General features: G+C 68.3%; 12 protein-coding genes. 2 read left to right on the top strand and 10 right to left on the bottom strand.

The features are described 5' to 3' along the window. Window positions 1-16: 16 nt before the first annotated feature. Window positions 17-763, bottom strand: coding sequence for a polysaccharide deacetylase family protein (locus tag IFSED24_RS00895; RefSeq protein ID WP_491333344.1), 747 nt, complete (start codon window positions 761-763; stop codon window positions 17-19). 1 nt (window position 764) lies between these two features. Beyond that, window positions 765-2,045, bottom strand: coding sequence for a hypothetical protein (locus IFSED24_RS00890; protein ID WP_491333343.1), 1,281 nt, complete (start codon window positions 2,043-2,045; stop codon window positions 765-767). Between the two features lie 244 nt (window positions 2,046-2,289). Here IFSED24_RS00890 and IFSED24_RS00885 point away from each other — a divergent pair, with 244 nt between their 5' ends. Continuing rightward, window positions 2,290-4,935 carry a FlgD immunoglobulin-like domain containing protein gene (locus IFSED24_RS00885; protein ID WP_491333342.1) on the top strand — a complete coding sequence of 882 codons (2,646 nt, stop codon included), beginning with the start codon at window positions 2,290-2,292 and terminating at the stop codon, window positions 4,933-4,935. 70 nt (window positions 4,936-5,005) lie between these two features. Here the strand turns inward: IFSED24_RS00885 and IFSED24_RS00880 are convergent, their stop codons facing one another. The 5 genes from IFSED24_RS00880 to IFSED24_RS00860 form a co-directional block, all read right to left on the bottom strand. Further along, window positions 5,006-7,189: a T9SS type A sorting domain-containing protein gene (locus tag IFSED24_RS00880; protein WP_491333341.1), complete on the bottom strand. Its 2,184-nt coding sequence runs from the start codon at window positions 7,187-7,189 to the stop codon at window positions 5,006-5,008. Window positions 7,190-7,552: 363 nt separating this feature from the next. Beyond that, a complete protein-coding gene (locus IFSED24_RS00875; RefSeq protein ID WP_491333340.1) occupies window positions 7,553-8,374 on the bottom strand; it encodes a metal ABC transporter permease in 822 nt (273 codons plus the stop codon). Window position 8,375: 1 nt separating this feature from the next. Further along, a complete protein-coding gene (locus IFSED24_RS00870; RefSeq protein ID WP_491333339.1) occupies window positions 8,376-9,284 on the bottom strand; it encodes a metal ABC transporter substrate-binding protein in 909 nt (302 codons plus the stop codon). 9 nt (window positions 9,285-9,293) lie between these two features. Further along, window positions 9,294-10,475 carry a hypothetical protein gene (locus IFSED24_RS00865; RefSeq protein ID WP_491333338.1) on the bottom strand — a complete coding sequence of 394 codons (1,182 nt, stop codon included), beginning with the start codon at window positions 10,473-10,475 and terminating at the stop codon, window positions 9,294-9,296. A 46-nt stretch (window positions 10,476-10,521) separates the two neighbouring features. Then, window positions 10,522-10,833, bottom strand: a complete 312-nt coding sequence (locus IFSED24_RS00860; protein WP_491333337.1) for a hypothetical protein — start codon at window positions 10,831-10,833, stop codon at window positions 10,522-10,524. A 58-nt stretch (window positions 10,834-10,891) separates the two neighbouring features. On the opposite strand from IFSED24_RS00860, the gene IFSED24_RS00855 reads away from it, so the two are divergent. Next, complete coding sequence (locus tag IFSED24_RS00855; protein WP_491333336.1) at window positions 10,892-11,311, top strand: secondary thiamine-phosphate synthase enzyme YjbQ; 420 nt, start codon at window positions 10,892-10,894, stop codon at window positions 11,309-11,311. 2 nt (window positions 11,312-11,313) lie between these two features. Here IFSED24_RS00855 and IFSED24_RS00850 read toward each other — a convergent pair whose 3' ends face one another. From IFSED24_RS00850 to IFSED24_RS00840, 3 genes are all read right to left on the bottom strand, one after another. Further along, the gene (locus IFSED24_RS00850) at window positions 11,314-11,469 is read right to left on the bottom strand and encodes a hypothetical protein (protein WP_491333335.1); all 156 of its coding nucleotides are present in this window, start codon (window positions 11,467-11,469) and stop codon (window positions 11,314-11,316) included. Window positions 11,470-11,734: 265 nt separating this feature from the next. Beyond that, a complete protein-coding gene (locus IFSED24_RS00845) occupies window positions 11,735-14,692 on the bottom strand; it encodes a S8 family serine peptidase (protein WP_491333334.1) in 2,958 nt (985 codons plus the stop codon). Between the two features lie 304 nt (window positions 14,693-14,996). Further along, window positions 14,997-17,972, bottom strand: coding sequence for a S8 family serine peptidase (locus tag IFSED24_RS00840; protein WP_491333333.1), 2,976 nt, complete (start codon window positions 17,970-17,972; stop codon window positions 14,997-14,999). Between the last annotated feature and the right edge of the window lie 141 nt (window positions 17,973-18,113).

Here is an 18,113-nt window from a genome sequence, read left to right as displayed (position 1 = left end):
GTGGGCGGCCGCTCTGTCAGGGCGCTGCCCCCCGCCGCATCGCCCACAGCTCCGACACCGTCACCACCCGAAAACCCCGCTCCTGCAGCCGGGGCAGCACCGCCTCCAGCGTGGCGATGGTGCCCGCGCGCTTGGGGCCGCCGTCGTGGAGCACGAGGATGGCGCCGGGGCGCGCGTTGGCCACGAAGTGCCACTGGTTGAACCAGGGGGGCGTGGACAGGTCGAGCGGATAGACGCTGGCCAGGCAGGGGTGGTAGTCGTGGTCGGCCAAGAGCGCGATCATGCGCTGGTCGATCCAGCCCGACCCGGGCCGGCACCACTTGCGCGGGCCGGCGGGCCGGATCAGCGCGTCGGTCTTCAGGAGCATGGCCACCAGCTCGTCGTCGTCGAGGGCGATACTGGGGCGGTCGAGGTAGAAGTGGTTGCCCAGCTCGTGGCCGCCGGCGCGGATGGCCTCGACCAGCTCGGGATGCTGTTCGGCGTGGGACCCGATGACGAAGAAGGTGGCGTGGGCCCGGTGGGCGCGCAGCACCGCCAGGATACCCGGTGTGACGTCGGGGTGCGGGGCGTCGTCGATGGTCAGAGCCACCGCCATGGAGTCCGTGTCCACCTGGATGAGCACCGCGGGCAGGGCGCGTTCGAGGGTGTCGTGCATCCAGGGGTCGGGCTGGACCACGAGACGGCCGGTGAGGATCAGCAGCAGCACCACCAGCACGGCCGCGAGGACCAGAACGATCAGTCGTTTGCGGATCTTCCGGCGCATGTCAGCGGATCAGCAGCTGGTTACGATGTCCCCAGGGCGTGGTGGTCGCCAGCGAGTAGAACCGCTTCACCGGCTGGCCGTCCTCGTGCACCAGCAGACCGGCCTTGTCGAGCAGGCCGGGGATCTTGCCGGGGATCACCCAGGGCCGGGCGCGCACGAAGCCGAGCGCCCGCGGCGCGTTGAGCAGGACCTGCCCCCAGCCCGCGGTGGAGAGGTCCACCAACCACTGGGGATCGGACTCGAGCTCCGGCATGCGCGTGGGACGCATGCCATCGGCCGGTGCGCCCTGCTCCATCATGCGGGCCACCGCCACATCCACCGAGTAGAGCGCCATGGTGGCACACGACCGCATGAGCGACTGGTAGCCGGTCTGCTCGCCCTCCAGCCTGATCCGGGAATCCTTGAGCCGCGCCAGCTCCTGCTCCATGCCGGCCTGGAGCCGGAGCCAGGCCTCGGCCAGGTCCAGGTCCTCCTGGGTCGGATCGGTGACCGCGGCACGCCAGGTCTCCTCGGCCTCGGTCAGCATGCGGCCGATGACCTGCCGCGCCACGCCGTCGCCCATGGCCAGGTTCACGCGGAGGATCTCGGCGAGCCCGGCCTGGCCTCCCGGCACCTTCAAGGTGAATGCGGTCCAGGGACGCTGGGACAGGGTGTCCTCGAGGAAACGCTGCTGGCCGCTGTAGCCGCGCATGCTGAGCTCGTAGACCGTGGGATCCATGCCGCGCATGATGTCGTAGTCGACACCGGGCGCGCGCCACGCTTCCCACGACAGGACGAGGTCCTGGATCTGGTCGGGCTCGCCCACCGCCTCGGGATTGTCGCCCAGCAGTTCGATCCCGCCGGGAGCGAAGAGGAAGCGGAGCTGGCCGTGAACCACCTCCTTGTGGCCGCCCAGGGGCACGGTGATGAACTGGACCTCGGTCAGTTGCTCGGGATAGAGCCGCGCAGCCCGCAGGACGGTGACGCCGGAGAGCGGGTTGCCGCCGTGGTTCAGGTTGCCCACCACGATGCCGCCGCCGGTGCGGACGTCGCTGTGCTTCCAGTCGATCATCAGGGGCGCCATAGCCGCCGACAGGCCGCCGGGCAGCACGTCGCGGGTGGAGCGGACGCGGAAGGTGCCGGCGCGGCCCTCGGCGTAGCGGGTGACGTCGTGGACGTCGAGGAGGCGGGGTTCGGGCATGGGGGGCGCCTCCACGGTTTCGGACGGGCGGGTGCAGCGGCGGGCCAGGAAGAGGCTGGCCAGGACCAGGAGCAGGAGGGCGATGATCAGGCGCAGGCGCATGCCGGAAAACCTTTCACCGGAGTGGTCGCGGGACTATTTGATAGTAAAACCATTGCATGGTGCCTGGCCAGTCTGGAAACACCAGGCCCTGGATCCCTGTCGCCTATCGGAATATTTTTGACTTCAGGTATCATTTTTATCACCCATGGGCAGTGATACTTGCAATTCTTCCTATCAAAATGGTATAACTGGAGTCGTCCGCACCCGAAATCGCGAGTTCCCCACCCGATCCGGAGGTGCCGCCATGGGTGCTGCCTTCAGGCTGCACATGCTGGTCCTGGTCGCTGTGACCACTCTCGTCTTGTCCACCGCCCAGGCCCGCAACCCCATCCGCCGCACCTTCTTCCAGGTCTATCCGCAGGCCGAGGGTTCGCGCCTGGACGACCTGCCCAGCGCACCGGGCCACTGCGGCGTGTGCCATTTCGCCTTTGGCGGCGCCGGACCGCGCAACGCCTACGGTCTGGCCGTGGAGGTGGCGCTGGGACAGCTCGGTGACGATCAGGCCGCCATCGAGGCGGTCGCCGGCGAGGATTCGGACAACGATGGCTTCACCAACCTGGTGGAGATCACCGACCTGCAGAACTTCACCAACACGCCCACCTTCCCCGGCCTGCGCCCCGACCAGCTCGACCAGGTGCTCGAGGTCGACCCCGCCGATCTGGAGGGCTACCTCGTCCCCGGCGGCGCCACCGACCTCGACCCGCCCGTGGTCACGGTGACCCAGCCCACGGGTGGCCTCCTCCTGGCACCGAACACCCAGCAGACCGTGGCCTGGCTCGCCGAGGACCCGGCGGGCATCGCCAGCATCGCGATCCTCGCCAGCTACGACGGCGGTGCCACCTGGAAACCCGTGGCGCGCAACCTGCCCGACACCGGCCTCTACGACTGGTTCGTGCCCAACCGCCCCGGCCCCACCGCCATCCGCGTGGCCGCGCGTGACGGCGCCGGCAACGTGGGCACCGCCGACAGCGACGGCTTCACCATCGACCAGTTCGCGGGCGGTCTGGTCCCCACCACCCTGCGCGACTTCGACCTGCCGGGCACCCAGCCCCTGGAGGCCGGAATCCTCGACGACCCGTCGGTGTCCTGCATCACCTGCCACGGCGGCTACGACGCCCAGGTGGAGCCCTACCACAACTGGGTCGGCGGCATGATGGCCCAGGCCATGCGCGACCCCGTCTACCTGGCCACCCTGACCATCGCCGAGCAGGACGCCCCCGGCGTGGGCGACCTCTGCCTGCGCTGCCACACGCCCGGCGGCTGGCAGGAAGGCCGCAGCGACGACTCCAGCGGCGGCATGATGACCGCCAAGGACCGCCAGAGCGTCCAGTGCGATTTCTGCCACCGCATGGTCGACCCGCACTACGTCGACGGCGTGAGCCCCGCCCGCGACGAGGCCATCCTCGCCGGTCTCTCCAATCCGCCCGCCGCCACGGCCAACGGCATGTTCGTCACCGATGCCGACCCCATCCGCCGCGGGCCCTACGACGACGCCGAGTCGAGCCACGAGTTCCTCGCCTCGCCGTTCCACCGCGCGGCTGCGCTCTGCGGCACCTGCCACGACGTCTCCAACCCGGTCTTCGTCCAGGCCGGCGATCCGGCCACCTACGTCCCCGGCGACCTCGATGCGCCCCACCCCGACGCCGACCTGCGCAACATGTTCCCCATCGAGCGCACCTACAGCGAGTGGACCCTGAGCGCCTACGCCAACGGCGGCGTCTACGCGCCCCAGTTCGCCGGTAACCGACCCGACGGCATGGTCGCCACCTGCCAGGACTGCCACATGCCCGACGTCCACGGCGCCGGCGCCAGCGAGCCCGGCAGCCCCAGCCGCACCGACCTGGCGCTCCACGACTTCACCGGCGGCAACCACTTCGTGCCCGACATCCTCCCCGATTGGAACGCCGACGAGGTGGACCCGGCCGCGCTCCAGGACGGCAAGGCCCGCGCCATCTCCATGCTCCAGCGCGCGGCCACCCTCGAGGCCGAGCTGGTCCAGGCGGGCAGCCAGACCAGCGTCCTGGTCACCGTCACCAACGAGACCGGCCACAAGCTACCCTCGGGCTACCCCGAGGGCCGGCGCATCTGGCTGCACGTCCGCGGCCTCGACGGTGCAGGCACCATGCTCTACGAGTCGGGCGCCTACGACCCGGCCACCGGCATCCTCACCCACGACGACGACGCGGTGATCTACGAGGCCGAGCCCGGCATCAGCCACCGGCTGGGCGCCGCGGTGGGCCTGCCGGCGGGACCCTCGTTCCACTTCGCGCTCAACGACACCATCTGGAAGGACAACCGCATCCCGCCGCGCGGCTTCGCCAACGCCGCCTTCGCCGCGGCCCAGTGCGCCCCCGTGGGCCACGCCTACGCCGACGGCCAGTACCACGATCTCGCCAGCTTCGCCGTGCCCGACGGCGTGGTCACAGCCGAGGTCACCCTCTACTACCAGTCCACCTCGAAGGAGTACATCGAGTTCCTCCGCGACGAGAACCACACCAACGACCTCGGCCAGCGGCTCCACGATTCGTGGGTGGCGCAGGGCCGGGCCGCACCGGTGGTCATGGCCACCGCCACGGCCGAACTGACCGCCACCGCGGCCGAGGTGCCCACGCCGGCCACCGCGCTCCTGCCGCCGGCGCCCAACCCGTTCAATCCCGCCACCACGCTGCGCTTCCGGCTGGCGACGGCGGGGCCGGCGGAGCTGGCGATCTTCGACCAGCGCGGACGGCGCGTGGCCATCCTGGCGGCGGGGCCGTGGGCCGCGGGAGAGCATGAGGTGCGGTGGGATGGTCGCGACGGACGGGGACGGAGCGTGGCGGCCGGTGGGTATCTGGCGGTGCTCGAGGCCGGAGGATCGCGTCAGGTGAGGAAGCTGACCCTGGTCAAATGACCAGATTCGGCTATGGCGACGATGAGCCCGTTGGCTCCATGGCCAGCGGGCTCATCACCATGAGATAGGTTTAGCGGAGCAACATCACCTTTCTTGACTGCACCCGTTCATCAGTTTCCAACTGGACGAAATAGACCCCCGACGGCATGGTGTGTCCACGCTCGTTCCGCCCGTTCCAGACGAGAGCATGCCGACCGGCATCAAACGTGTGGTCGGCCAGGATTGCCACCTGGCGACCGCTCAAGCCGATGACGCTGACCTGGGCCCGGCCTGGTTTCTCAAGCGTGAATGACACAGTTGTGCGGGGATTGAAGGGATTCGGGTAGACCGAGATCTGTGGCCCAGCATGGGGCAGGCCCGCGACAGGATCGTCACCGTCCCAATCGTCATCAATGACCACAGATCCCTCACACTGCACGGGTAGAAAACGCACGCCGCCTGAGCCGTCTGCAATCCAGACCTGGTTATCCTTGATGAACACTCCGAGGCCCTCTCCCGGCGTGTCGACATGACCCACGAATTGCGGGTAGAGGGGGTCCAGGACATCCAGAACTGACATGCCAGCGTCCCCATTCATGACGTAGGCAAAGCTCCCCGATAGGGCCACCGCGCAGGCATCGTTCATCATATCCAGTCCGGCAACGATAACTGGGCTTTCCGGAACATGGATATCAACGACCTGCACGCCGGATTCGCCATCCGCGACAAAAGCGTAGCTGTCGGAGATAGCCAGATCCCTGGCGATGCCCGGCGTCTGCAGAGTGTTGACCAGGGTAGGATTGTGGGGATCTTCGATGTCGACAACGTGCAATCCGAACCAGGCTCCCGCGATGTAGGCAAAATGGTCCTCGATCACCACGCGCCTAGCGTAGCCTGGCAGGTCTATGCAGCTCGCAAGCAGCGGACTTTCTGGATCGGATATCTGGACGATGCGCAGGCCGAATCCACCATCCGCGATGTATGCGAAGCTCCCCCTTATGGCCACGTTCCAGGCCTGGCTCGGGGTATCCACCTCGCCCACGATATGCGGATTCCAGGGATCGGATATGTCGACGATCTGGAGACCAGAAGCAGAATCCGCGACGTAGGCATGACTGCCGGACACGGTCACGCTTCGGGCAAGATCGGGCGTATCAACGGCGGAGACGAATTCAGGATTTTCGGGAACAGATACGTCCAGAATCTGCAAACCGGCATACGCGGTCGCAATATACGCCAAGCTGTCCACCACGCTCAGATCATGAGCGCTGTCAGACAGCTCCATACAGCCGGAAAACTGTGGATCCTCGGGATGCGTGACATCCATCACTTGCAGACCAGTCCCGCTGCCCGTGACATAGGCATGGTTGCCCGAGAGAGCCACCTCCCAGGCGCTGCCCTCCACCAATGAGCCGCCTACGATCTGCGCATCTGCGGGATTCGAGATATCGACGAACAGCAGACCATTGTTGCCATCGGCAACAATGGCGTAGTCCTCCCATAGGGCTACTCCATGCACGATGCCCGGAGTTTCTACACCACCGATGAGCAGAGGATCGCCAGGTGCCGTGACATCGAATATCTGCACACCTGAACAGCCGTTCGCGACGTAGGCGAGGTCATCGCGAACCACCACTGCCCAGGCATTATCTGAGGTGCTGATACTCCCTTCGAGGTGAGGATTCTCTGGGTCGGAAATGGCGATCACCTGCAGTCCCTGCCCCAGATCCGCGACGAAGGCGTGATCGCCCGAGAGCGCCACCCCGTGAGCATCACCTGGGGTGTCCACCATGCCAATGATCTGGGGATCTTCGGGGTTGCTGATATCAACCACGACCAGACCACCGCTGGCGCTGGCCCCGACAAAGGCGTAACCATCTTGCACGGCCACGCCATAGGCCGGCCCGGGCATATCCATGCTCCCGACGATCTCGGGATCTTCAGGGTCCGTGATATCGATGATCTGGAGACCGGCCACTCCGCAGGCGACGTAAGCTTCGTTCATCAAGACAGCCACGCAATGGGAATTGCCCGGCGTGTCTACACTGCTGACGATCTCGGGGTTCTCGGGATCCTCGATGTCGATCACCTGCAAGCCAATCAGGTAGTCTGCAACATAGGCATAGTTCCCTGAGATTTCGAGGCCACGGGTCATGCCAGGTGTCGTCACTCCCCCCACCAGATGCGGAAAATCCCTATAATCGATGCAATCCTGTGCCGCTGCGCACGAGACCAGCAGCATGGCCAGTGACAGGACAATTGGTTTGAAATCCATCATACGACCTCCCGGCATGCGTCCTGGATCGCCCGCAAAGGATGTCGTACAGAAGGATGGTTTTGCTGGCAGGCGGATCGCACCCTTGCAGCGCGATCATCGTGGTTGCAGCGATATCAAGGCGGCTCTGACAGCGATCTGATTGCCCGGTTGAAAGAGCCCTGAATGAGGTCCAAGATGTGAGCTGTTACGCAAGTCTAGCACGGCTTGATTTAAGGATTTCAGCAAAGAGGGCAATAATTGGCATAATTAAGAAGAATGGGCACCGGTAAGACGCATCGACGCCGGCGAAAATCGTCCGATCCTCGCGCTGGATTTACATGACCTGACCAGAAGAAGGAACTGGTAGCGAACACTCCGCGTCTAACGCCCCCACAGCCCCTCCCCCACGACCTGTCCCCCCAGCAGCACCCCGAACACGCAGACGATGGCCGCCCCCGTCGGCAGATCCAGCCAGTAGCTCGCCGCCGCCCCCAGCACCACCGCCAGCACACCGACGATGAGCACGAAGCCCAGGTGCCGCAGCCCGCCCGCGCAGCCGCGGCGACAGGCCATCACCGTGGGCACCACCAGCAGCGTGAACACCAAAAGCACGCCGGCGATCTGGACGCTGCTGGTCACCACCGTGCCCAGGACGATGTAGAACAGAAGGTCCCAGCGTCGCAGGTTCCGACCGCGCGCCCGGGCTGCCTCGGGATCCTCGCTGATCTCGGTCAGCGGTCCGTGCGCGCGCCAGAGCACCACGCCGAGCACCGCGTACAGCAGCGCCGTCTTGATCACCTGCGGCCAGGTCACCCAGAGGATCGACCCCACCAGCAGGTGCCGGATCTCCTCGCCGCCGTGGGGCACCTGGGTCAGCACCAGGATCATGGCGGCCGAGAACACCGCATAGATGATGCCGATGTAGGCCTCCTGGGGGATGCGCTGGTGGTGGGCGCGCGTGCTCGCAATGAGCAGCGCGCCCAGGAAGGTGGCGCCGAGGCCGGCGAACCAGGAGACGTCGCTGCCCACCTCGCCGCCGAAGAAGAGCGAGAGCGCCACGCCGAACGCGGCCACCTGGGCCAGGGCGATATCCACGAAGATCACGCCGCGCCGGACCACGTGTCCGCCCAGGTAGCCGTGCATCAACACCAGGACCAGGGCCACCACGACCGGCGCCGTCATCATGCCGAAGAATCCACCCATGCTATTGCTCCGCGGCGGCACGCAGCTCCGCCAGGATGAGGTCGAACATCGCGGAATAGGTCTCCGCGCCCGGTCGCGAATCCACCGCCGCCGGCAGCACCACCAGCGCCGCCGGGATGTGGTCGGCCGCCTTCCCGGCCACGTCCAGGTGGTTCCAGGGCGCGGCCACCAGCTCGCGCACTCCGGCCTGGCGCGCCCGGTCGATCAGCTCGTCCACGTGGCGCGGCGACGGTTCGATGCCCGGACGGTGCTCCACCGCGCCGAGCAGCTCGAGACCGAGCCAGTCGGCCAGGTACTCCCATTGCTTGGTGTAGACCACCAGCGGCCGCTCGCGCACCGGTCCGGCGAGCTCGGCCCAGGCCGCGACGCGCGGGGCGAGGTCGGCGGCGAACCGCTCGGCGCGGGCGGTGAAGGCGGCGGCCTCGGCGGGGCGCAGCTCGCCGAGGCGCTCGGCCATGAGCCGCGCCACCTTCACGCCGTTGCGCGGGTCCAGCAGGTAGTGGGGGTTGCCCTCGGGGTGGACGTCGCCCTGCGACCGGTCGACCGGTCCGGTGGGCACCTCGAGGATGCGGTCCAGCGCCTGGGCGCAGTCCAGATCGCCGGACTGGCCGGGGCGCAGGCGCGGGTTGCGGGCCTTGTCCAGGAGCACCGGCAGCCAGCCCACCTCCAGCTCGAGGCCGTTGTAGCAGAGGAGGTCGGCCCGGCCGAGCTTGCGCGCGAGCGAGGGCTTGGCGGGCAGGAAGTGGGGGTCGCGCTCGCCGGGGCAGAGCACGGTGACCTTGACCTCGGGGCCGCCCACCTCGGCGGCGAGCCAGCCGAGATCGGTGACGGTGCAGACCACCTCGAGGGGGTCGGCCGCGGCGGAGAGCGCCACGACGAGGAGCGCCAGGATCGTCAGGATGCGCGTCATGGCGTCCTCCTAGTAGAGGTGGGCCGGATGCGACCCGATGGTGAAGTTGACCTGCAGCGAGACGAGCCAGTCGTCCTGGTCGCCCACCTGGTCGAGGTAGCGCGCGGCCTCGAGACGGACCGCCGAGAACTCGCTGGGAGTCCAGGTGAGGTTGGCCTTGTACTCGTAGACCTCCTGCCAAGACCAGAGGCCGCCGTGGTCGTGGTCGTCCGCCTCCTCCTCGCCTGCCTCCTCCTCGGCGGGCAGGTCGCGGTCGAGCCAGCCCATGCCCACGCCGAGCCACCAGGTGCGCGCGAAGCGGTACTGGGCCAGCGCGTACCAGCCCAGCGGATCCTGGGCGCCCTCGGCGGGGCGCGGGATGATGATCTCTCCGGTGACGTTCAGCGCGGGCCCCTGGCTGCGCGAGGCGGAGACCCACTTGTAGGTGAGGTCGGCGCCCCAGACGTCGAGGTCGCCGCGCAGGGGATCCTCGGCGTGCAGCAGGAGGTAGCTGGGCGATAGGGGGCCGTGGAGCCACGAGCCCGAGGCCTCGAGGGTGGCCGACTCGGAGAGGTCGAAGAGGTTGATCAGGCGGGCGCCGTAGGCCAGGTCGCGCGAATCGCCGGCGAAGATGGCGGACTTGCCGTCCACCGCGTAGGCCGACAGGTCCAGGTACCAGGGCGCGGGCAAGGCGTGGGCGACGCGGGCGCCGACCTCGCTGAGCGAGTGGTCGCCCAGGAAGGTGCGCACGGCCACCGGCGCGTCGACGAACGGGAACTGGTGGGTGTGCAGCGGCACGTGCTTGCCGAACGGCAGGTAGTCCTTGCCCAGGCGCAGCGCGAACCCGCCGGGCAGCGCGGTGCCGTCGACATAGGCCACCTCGAGGTCGCCGGCATAGCCGCCGTGGGCCTCCTCGCCTTCCTCGGCGTGGTCGTGGCCGTGCTGCGGGTGGACGGCGAAGACCAGGTTGGCCTTCCAGAACGGATCGACGATGGCGGTGAACTGGACCTCGGCCTCCTGGATGTCGACGCCGTTGACCGAGGGATCGGTGCTCTGGTCGGCCACGCGACCGAGCAGCAGGGTGTTGACGCTGATGGCGGGGTTGAACTTGCTGGACACGCCGGTGGCGGTGCTGGACTGGGCGGCAGCCAGGGCGGGCAGCAGGATGGCCAGGACCAGCGCCGTGGCGCACGGGATACGGACGGGATGCATGGTTGCCTCCTCGGGAACACGTGGGCTAGGGTGACAGAAATCGGTGTCAGATGCTAGCGAAGCGTGTTCCGGGAGGAGCGCGGCACGTGGTGACGGGCGGGGTCTGCCAACCCGGCTCGCAGGCGGCGGGCGGGGCGGTCAACCAGGCGATGGCCGGCGCGGGCGGCGACCACACCGCCACCGGCGCGGTGGGGTTGGCCTCCAGGTGCAGGCAGACCAGGCAGGGTTCGGCCTGGCCGTGGGCCTCGCCCGCGTGGGCACACGACACGTGCACGCCATACGGAAGACCGGTGGTTGCCAGGGCGATCGCGGCCAGGAGCAGGCCGGCGCGCCGTCCGATGCCGTCGTGCTGGATCATGGTCGGACACGGTACATCCGTCCGGCACAATCGCAACCCTGTTGCAGGAGAGTCCGCGATGCAGAGTTACCGCCAGGAACTGTGGCTGGACATCCCCACCCGCCGCGCCTTCCTCAACCTCACCCCCCGGATCGAGGCGTGCCTGGCCGAGAGTGGGATCCGCGAGGGGCTTTGCCTGGTCAACGCCATGCACATCACCGCCTCGGTCTTCATCAACGACGACGAGACCGGCCTGCACCACGACTACGAGGAGTGGCTCGAGGGCCTGGCCCCCCATGCCCCCATCGACCGCTACCGCCACAACCTCACCGGCGAGGACAACGGCGACGCCCACCTCAAGCGCCAGGTCATGGGCCGCGAGGTGGTGGTCGCGGTCACCGATGGGCGGCTGGATTTCGGGCCGTGGGAGCAGATCTTCTACGGCGAATTCGACGGCCGGCGCCGCAAGCGGGTGCTGGTGAAGATCATCGGCGAGTAAGCCTAGCCGCCGCTGCCGGTCCCGCCGCTGCCCGGGGGCGGCTTGATCTCCCCGCCGCCGTGGCCTCCGCCGCCGTGCTGCTCGGGCACGTTGCCGTCGGGGGTCTCCTCGGGAACTTGGTCGGGCTTGTTCCGCTTGTCGTCGTTCTTGGCGGTCATGGCGGGTCTCCAGGGGGCGACGCGGCCGGGACATCCGACCGATATGGCCAGGATAGAGGTCGCCGGGGCACCAGGCTATGGGATATTGCCGCCAAATCCGTCCCCCGGGGGTTGCTGCCTCATAAGCCTTTACAAAAGAGTGGTTTGAACGTCCTCTCCGCTGGAACGGTGCGTTGATATCAGATCGTGCTGCAGGGCCAGAAAAGTCGAAGACCCCGCCTCCTTCCGGAAGCGGGGTCTCCTCGTCGGGGGATCGGACCGGGCGTTACCGCACCAGCACCATGGACTTCACGCTGGTCAGGCCACCGGCCTCGAGCCGCGCGAAGTAGGTGCCGCTGGCCACGCCGTGACCACTGTCGTCACGACCGTCCCAGAGCACCTGGTTGGCGCCCGCGGGGCGCACGCCGTCCACCAGCGAACGGACCAGGCGGCCCTGCACGTCGTACAGGCGCAGGCGCACGCTCAGGCTCGCGGGCAGGCTGAAGTGCACCGTGGTCTGCGGGTTGAACGGATTGGGCACCGCGCCCTGCAGGGCGAACGCCTGCGGGGTGCCGTCACCCACGGCGGTAGTCGTGCCCACCTGCAGCAGGACCTGCACCGGCAGCACGGGGTTGTCGGGATCGTCGCTGACCAGGGTCAGCTCGGTGCTGTGGCTGCCCTCGGCCAGGCCGTAAGTGTCGATGGCCAGGGTCACCGCCTCGTAGCCGGCAGGCAGGATGGTGCCCGTGGCCGGATCCAGATCCAGCCAGCCGGCGCTGGTGCTCAGCGACCAGCCCAGGTTCTCCACGCCCTGGTTCAGCACCAGCAGCGTGGTCTCGGTGATGGAGCTGGGCGCGGCCTCGACCGACACGGTCCAGGGGCTGACCACAGCGCGGGGTGCCGGCGCGTCGCCGCCCGGCAGGACCACGAGGTCGATCAGACCACGGTCGCCCGAACCGCCCTCGCTGGTGGTGTTGAAGCGCCAGCGGAAGGTGTGCTCGCCCGCGGTGACGGGGTAGCTGTACAGCGTCCAGTCCGCGGTCTCCCACGACTGGATGGTGGCCAGGCCGTCCCAGAAGGCCAGCGTGCCGTTGCCGCCGATGACCTTGTACCAGAAGGTCAGCTCGCCGTCGACGGGCACGTCCACGTCCAGGCGCAGGATCGAGGTCTGGCTCGAACCCAGGGCACCCGACTGGGCGGCGAAGTTGCCCTCGTAGGCGTCGCCGGACTCCACGGACCAGTAGGCGTTGCCGGCGTCGGACCAGTTCATGCCGGCCAGGTCGCCCGACTCGAAGCCGTCCTCGGCGCTCGCACGCAGGTAGAGGTCGCACTCGCGGTCCATGTCGGCGGGCAGGGTCTGCGCCACCGAGCCCTGGCCCGAGAGCGACGCGCGCACCGTGTAATCGGTGCCGCTGGGAACGGCGATCTCCCACCGGCCGTCGCTGCCGGTGGTCACGCCGGCCAGCGGCGTGCCGTCGATCACCACGTTGACGCCCTCCTGGGGCGCCTGCCCCGGAGCCGAAGTGCCGGGCGCGTGAACCGTACCGCTGAAGGTGACCTGCGGCAACAGCACCAGGGCCAGCTCGGGATTGATCTCTTCACCGGCCGGCACCTCGAAGGTCTCCGCGAAGTCCTCGTAGCCGAAGAACGAGATCTGCAGCGTGGCCGGACCGGCGGGCAGGCTCAGCCGGAAATCGCCGTTCTCGTCGGTGACCTGCCGCTGCTGGCTGCCGCTGACGGTGACCTCGGCGCCGACGATGGGCAGGTTCGTGCTCTCGTCGATCACGGTACCGGCCACCAGGCCGTAACCCTCCATGGCCGCCAGGACCGCCTCGTACGCATCGATGAAGCCGTGGCCGTAGATGTTATCCTCGCCATCGGCACCCCGATCGAGGGCGGTGTCCATGATGATCTGCTTGATGGTGATGGTGTCGAGCTCGGGGTTGGCCGAGCGCATCAGCGCCACCACGCCCGCCACATGCGGCGTGGCCATGCTGGTGCCGCCCATGTAGGTGTAGCCGCCGCCGGGGATCGAGCTGTAGATGTTGCCGCCGGGGGCGACGATCTCGGGCTTGATGCGCAGTTCCTCGGGCCCGCAGTTGGGGCCGGCGGGGCCGCGGCTCGAGAAGCTGCTGATGTTGAAGGGCGGGTAGGCCGAGGTGCTGCCCACGCTGAAGCTGTCGTACGCGGTGGTGGCGCGGTCGGCCGGGGAGCGCACGGTGCCGCCGTAGGGGCCCTCGTTGCCGGTGGCCCAGCAGTGGACCATGCCGGCGGCCTCGGCGGCGTCGATGGTCTCCCACCAGGCGCTGTAGCAGTCGGGGTAGCCGAAGCTCTCGTTGACGCCCCAGCTGTGGTTGACCACGTCGGGCACGTCGTCGGTGGTGGTGGGATCGCCGTCGGGATCCATGAGCCACTGCATGGAGGTCAGGAACTTGGAGTTGAGGCTGCCGCCGATGATGGTGTTGGCGGCGATCCACTGGGCGCCGGGAGCCACGCCGATGGTGTCGTTGCTGGCCAGGCCCACCATGGTCCCCATGGTGTGCGTCCCGTGCATGTCGGCATCGTAGGGGAACGAGCTGCCGCCGCTGAGGTCGAGCCAGCACTCCGAGGCCGGATTGTTGCGGCCGCGCCAGCTGGCGAAGAGCGCCGGGTGGTTGCCGTCGACGCCGGTGTCGAAGTTGCAGACCAGCGCGCCGGAGCCGTTGATGCCCAGGTCGCTCCACACGCGACGCGCGCCGACGTTGACCACGCCGGGAGTGATCCCGATGGCCAGGGTGAGGTCGTCGCCGCCGGCGGTCACGGGTTCGATGAGCTCGATGGGCAGGGTGCGCTCGACCACGTCGATGTCGTCACGCGCGGCCAGCTCGCGGATGGCGTCCTCGCGACCGACCACCGACACGGCGTTGATGATCCAGAACGACTCGTAGGACTCGATCTCGCCGAGCTGGAGCCGGACCTCGAGGTCGGCCAGCAGCGACGACTGGGTGGCCGCGGCGCGATCCTGGAGCGAGGCGAGGACCGTGGCGTGGCGGTCGGCCCGCGGCGCCTTGGCGGAATGGAGCTGCAGGTCGAGCGACTTCACGTCGACCCGATCCTTGAGGACCAGCAGGACCTCGATGTTGTCGTCGGGAGCCTTCTCGGCCAGGAGCGCCTCCAGGCCGGGGGTCAACTGACCCGCAAGGACGGGACCGGCCAGCACAAGGGCGAGCAGACCGGTCAGCAGGATTCGTGAGGTGAAAGGCATGGCATCCTCTTCGATGGGGGATGGAGGGTGCGGGCGCGGGAAGTCCGTCTGGTTTGGTTGGAAATAATACCGCGGCTACGCGATTTCTGCAAAAACCTCCTGAAATCCTCGACATTGTCGCGGTCCGATATCGAGGTCCAGGAGGCAACAGAATCTTGATCTACCATGATACCACAGACAGGGATGGTAACGCAAATCATGCTATGATAAGCCCCGCGTCCACCGTCGCCACTCAGGGATAAATAACGCCACCGCCGGTGGTTGGACCACCGGCGGTGTGCGAGGTATCGCTGACTCCAGCGCGTCAACGCACCAGAACCAGCGATTTCACACGCTGCTCGTGACCAGCCTGCAGACGTGCGAAATAGGTGCCCGAGGCCACGGCGCGACCGGCGTCGTCGCGGCCGTCCCAGCGGGCTTCGTTGAGACCGCCCGGCCGGACGCCGGCGATCAGCGTACGCACCAACCGGCCCTGCACATCGTAGAGGCGCAGGTCGACGTGGCCGCTCACCGGCAGCGAGAAGCGCACGGTGGTCTGGGGGTTGAAGGGGTTGGGCACGGCGCCGAGCAGCGTGAACGCCTGGGGCGCGTCACCCACCGCGGTGGTGCTGCCGGTCACCTCGAGTTGCACCGGCACCTGGAGGGTCGGATTCGCCGGGTCGTTACTGGCCAACGTCACGTCGACACTGTGGTAGCCGGCCTGCAGACCGTCGCTGTCCAGGGTGACCGGGACCAGGTGATAGCCGCTGGGCGCCAGGGTGCCGCTGGCATCGCTGACCGAGGCAAAGCCGTCACCGCTCGCGGTGAACTCCAGATCCTCCTGGCCCTGGTTCAGGACCAGCAAGGGCAGGGTCACCGACTGGCCCGGATCGAGCACGGCGGCGAGTTCCCAGGGCGCCAGGATGCACACGGGGTTCGGCGCGGCGCCGCCGGGGAAGGTCACGTTGTCGATCCAGCCACAGTCCTGGCCGTCGTAGACGTAAGCATCCTTGTCGTAGGTCCAGCGGAAGATGTGGCTGCCGGCGGACACCAGGGTGGTGTACTCGGCCCAGCCGGCCTCGCCCGCCCACTCCGCGCGGAGCGAGCCGTCGACGTAGAACTGCAGGTAATCGTAGCTGGCCTCCGAGGAGACCTTGTACATGAAGCTCATCTCGCCGCCGGCGCCGCAGTCCAGGGTCACCTGCAGCGTGGAGCTGGCATAGTTGCCGATGCTGCCCGACCGTGCGGCATAGCTGCCCTCGTAGACCTCGCTGGACTGGACGTACCAGTCAGCGTTGCCGCTGGTGGTCCAGGGCATGGCGCTCAGATCGCCGGTCTCGAAGCCGTCCTGGGTCAGGGCGGCGAGGTAGAGGTCCAGATCGAGGTCGCCGTCCAGGGGCACCGACTGGATCAGGGCGCCCTGGCCGCCGAGTCCGGCCCGCAGGACGTACTCCTCGCCCACGGGCAGCGTGAACGCGAAGCGGCCGTCGGCGCCGGTGGTCACCGCGGCGAGCGGCGTGTCGGCCACCAGCACCACCGCGCCCGCGGCGGGCGCCTGGTCGGGAGGCAGGTAGCCCGGCAGATGCACGGTGCCGCTGATCATGGCCGACGGCAGCAGGGCCATGGCCAGGTCCTGGTCGACCGTCTCGTCCTCGACCACGGTCACCGTGAGGGACAGGTCGTCGTACCCGAAGGCCTCCGCCTGCAGGGTGGCGTCGCCCACCGGCAGGATCAGGCGGTAGAAGCCGTCGGCCTCGGTGGTGAAGCTCTGGAAGCCCTCGGCCACGGTGACCTGGGCGCCGGCGATGGGCAGGTTGGAGGTCTCGTCGCGCACCGTGCCCTCCACGTAGCCGAGGCCGCCCATGACCGCCATGACGGCCTCGTAGGCGTCGAGGAAGCCGTGGCCGTAGGTGTTGTCGTCACCGGCCTGGCCGAGGTCGTTGGCGGTCTCCATGAGCACCTGCTTGATGGTGATCACGTCGACGTTGGGGTTGGCGGCGCGCATCAGCGCGATCACGCCGGCCACGTGGGGCCCGGCCATGGAGGTGCCGCTCATGTACTGGTAGCCGCCGCCGGGCGCGGCGCTGTAGATGTCGCTGCCCGGGGCCGAGATCTCGGGCTTGGTGCGGTTCTCCGCGGGGCCGCAGTTGGGGCCGGCGGGGCCGCGGCTCGAGAAGCTGCTGATGGTGTAAGGCGCGTAGTACTGGGTCGAGCCCACGCTGAAGCAGTTGTAGAGCGTGGTGGCGCGGTCGGCGGGCGAGCGCAGCGACTGGCTCGAGGGGCCCTCGTTGCCGGCGGACCAGCAGAGGACCACGCCGGCGGCCTCGCAGGCGTCGATGGCGGCCCACCAGCGGCTGTCGCAGTCGACATAGCCCGAGAAGTTCTCGTTCACGCCCCAGGAGTTCTGCACCACGTCGGGGACGTCGTCCAGGGTGCCGGGGTCGCCGTCGGGGTCGGTGAAGAACTCGAGGCAGTCGAGGATATCGTTGTCGAACCCGGGGTTGGCGCCCTGGTCGATGGCGTTGGCGGCGATCCATTCGGCACCGGGGGCGATGCCGATGGTGTCGTTGGCGGCCAGTCCGGTCATGGTGCCGGTGGTGTGGGTGCCGTGCCCGTGCTGGTCGGCGGGAGTGGTGGTGCCGCCGTAGACCACGTCGAGCCAGCACTCGGCGGCCGGGGCGTGGTTGCCGCGCCAGCGAGCGGCGAGGGCGGGATGGTTGCCGTCGACACCGGTGTCGAGCGAGCCGATCAGGGCGCCCGCACCGTCGATGCCCAGCTCGCTCCAGACCCGGCGCGCGCCCGAGGCGACGATGCCCGGGGCGATGCCGATGGCCCGCGACTTCTCGCTGAGCGGTTCGACCTTCACCGGCTCGATGAGCTCGGGCATGAGATCGATCTCGGCCACGGCCACATCCTGGCGAGCGGCCAGTTCGCGCACGGCGTCCTCGGTGCCCACCACCAGGACGGCGTTGATCAGCCAGTAGGGCTTGTAGCCGTCGATGCCGGCGCCGCGGCGCGCGGCCAGGTCGGCCAGGAGGTCGGCCTGCGTCAGGCGGGCCTTCTCCTGGAGCGCGGTCACCACGCGGAAGTGGCGCTGGGCGAGGTCGGCACGCTGGTAGTGCAGGTCGAGGTCCATGGCCATGACGTCGACCTGGTCCTCGAGGACCAGCAGCGCGCGGACGGCACCGCCGTCGTGCTTCTCGGCCAGGTAGGCCTCGAGGCCGGGCGCCAGCTCGCCGGCCACGGCGGATCCGGCCAGCAAGAGGAGCAGCAGACAGGCGAGATTCTTGGCAAGACTCATGGAAGGCCCTCCAGGTGGGGGGGAATGGCCACACGACCTCGCGCCGCGGATGGCGAGCAGGCGGCGGAGCACGACTGTTTGTGAGGAATTATCCCAGGATAAAGTTGCGAAAGGATCACATTATCGCAGAACTCCGGACCC

The organism is Candidatus Latescibacter sp. IFSED24 (assembly GCF_058273205.1).
Note: the sequence above shows the minus strand (reverse complement) of the source record. Positions and strands in the feature narration are given on the sequence as shown.

Excerpts from the sequence above, each read along its gene's own strand:
- IFSED24_RS00880 (WP_491333341.1), bottom strand. The coding sequence starts at position 7,189 with ATGGATTTCAAACCAATTGTCCTGTCACTGGCCATGCTGCTGGTCTCG.
- IFSED24_RS00870 (WP_491333339.1), bottom strand. The coding sequence starts at position 9,284 with ATGACGCGCATCCTGACGATCCTGGCGCTCCTCGTCGTGGCGCTCTCC.
- IFSED24_RS00840 (WP_491333333.1), bottom strand. The coding sequence starts at position 17,972 with ATGAGTCTTGCCAAGAATCTCGCCTGTCTGCTGCTCCTCTTGCTGGCC.
- IFSED24_RS00895 (WP_491333344.1), bottom strand. The coding sequence starts at position 763 with ATGCGCCGGAAGATCCGCAAACGACTGATCGTTCTGGTCCTCGCGGCC.
- IFSED24_RS00850 (WP_491333335.1), bottom strand. The coding sequence starts at position 11,469 with ATGACCGCCAAGAACGACGACAAGCGGAACAAGCCCGACCAAGTTCCC.
- IFSED24_RS00860 (WP_491333337.1), bottom strand. The coding sequence starts at position 10,833 with ATGATCCAGCACGACGGCATCGGACGGCGCGCCGGCCTGCTCCTGGCC.
- IFSED24_RS00865 (WP_491333338.1), bottom strand. The coding sequence starts at position 10,475 with ATGCATCCCGTCCGTATCCCGTGCGCCACGGCGCTGGTCCTGGCCATC.
- IFSED24_RS00890 (WP_491333343.1), bottom strand. The coding sequence starts at position 2,045 with ATGCGCCTGCGCCTGATCATCGCCCTCCTGCTCCTGGTCCTGGCCAGC.
- IFSED24_RS00855 (WP_491333336.1), top strand. The coding sequence starts at position 10,892 with ATGCAGAGTTACCGCCAGGAACTGTGGCTGGACATCCCCACCCGCCGC.
- IFSED24_RS00875 (WP_491333340.1), bottom strand. The coding sequence starts at position 8,374 with ATGGGTGGATTCTTCGGCATGATGACGGCGCCGGTCGTGGTGGCCCTG.
- IFSED24_RS00845 (WP_491333334.1), bottom strand. The coding sequence starts at position 14,692 with ATGCCTTTCACCTCACGAATCCTGCTGACCGGTCTGCTCGCCCTTGTG.
- IFSED24_RS00885 (WP_491333342.1), top strand. The coding sequence starts at position 2,290 with ATGGGTGCTGCCTTCAGGCTGCACATGCTGGTCCTGGTCGCTGTGACC.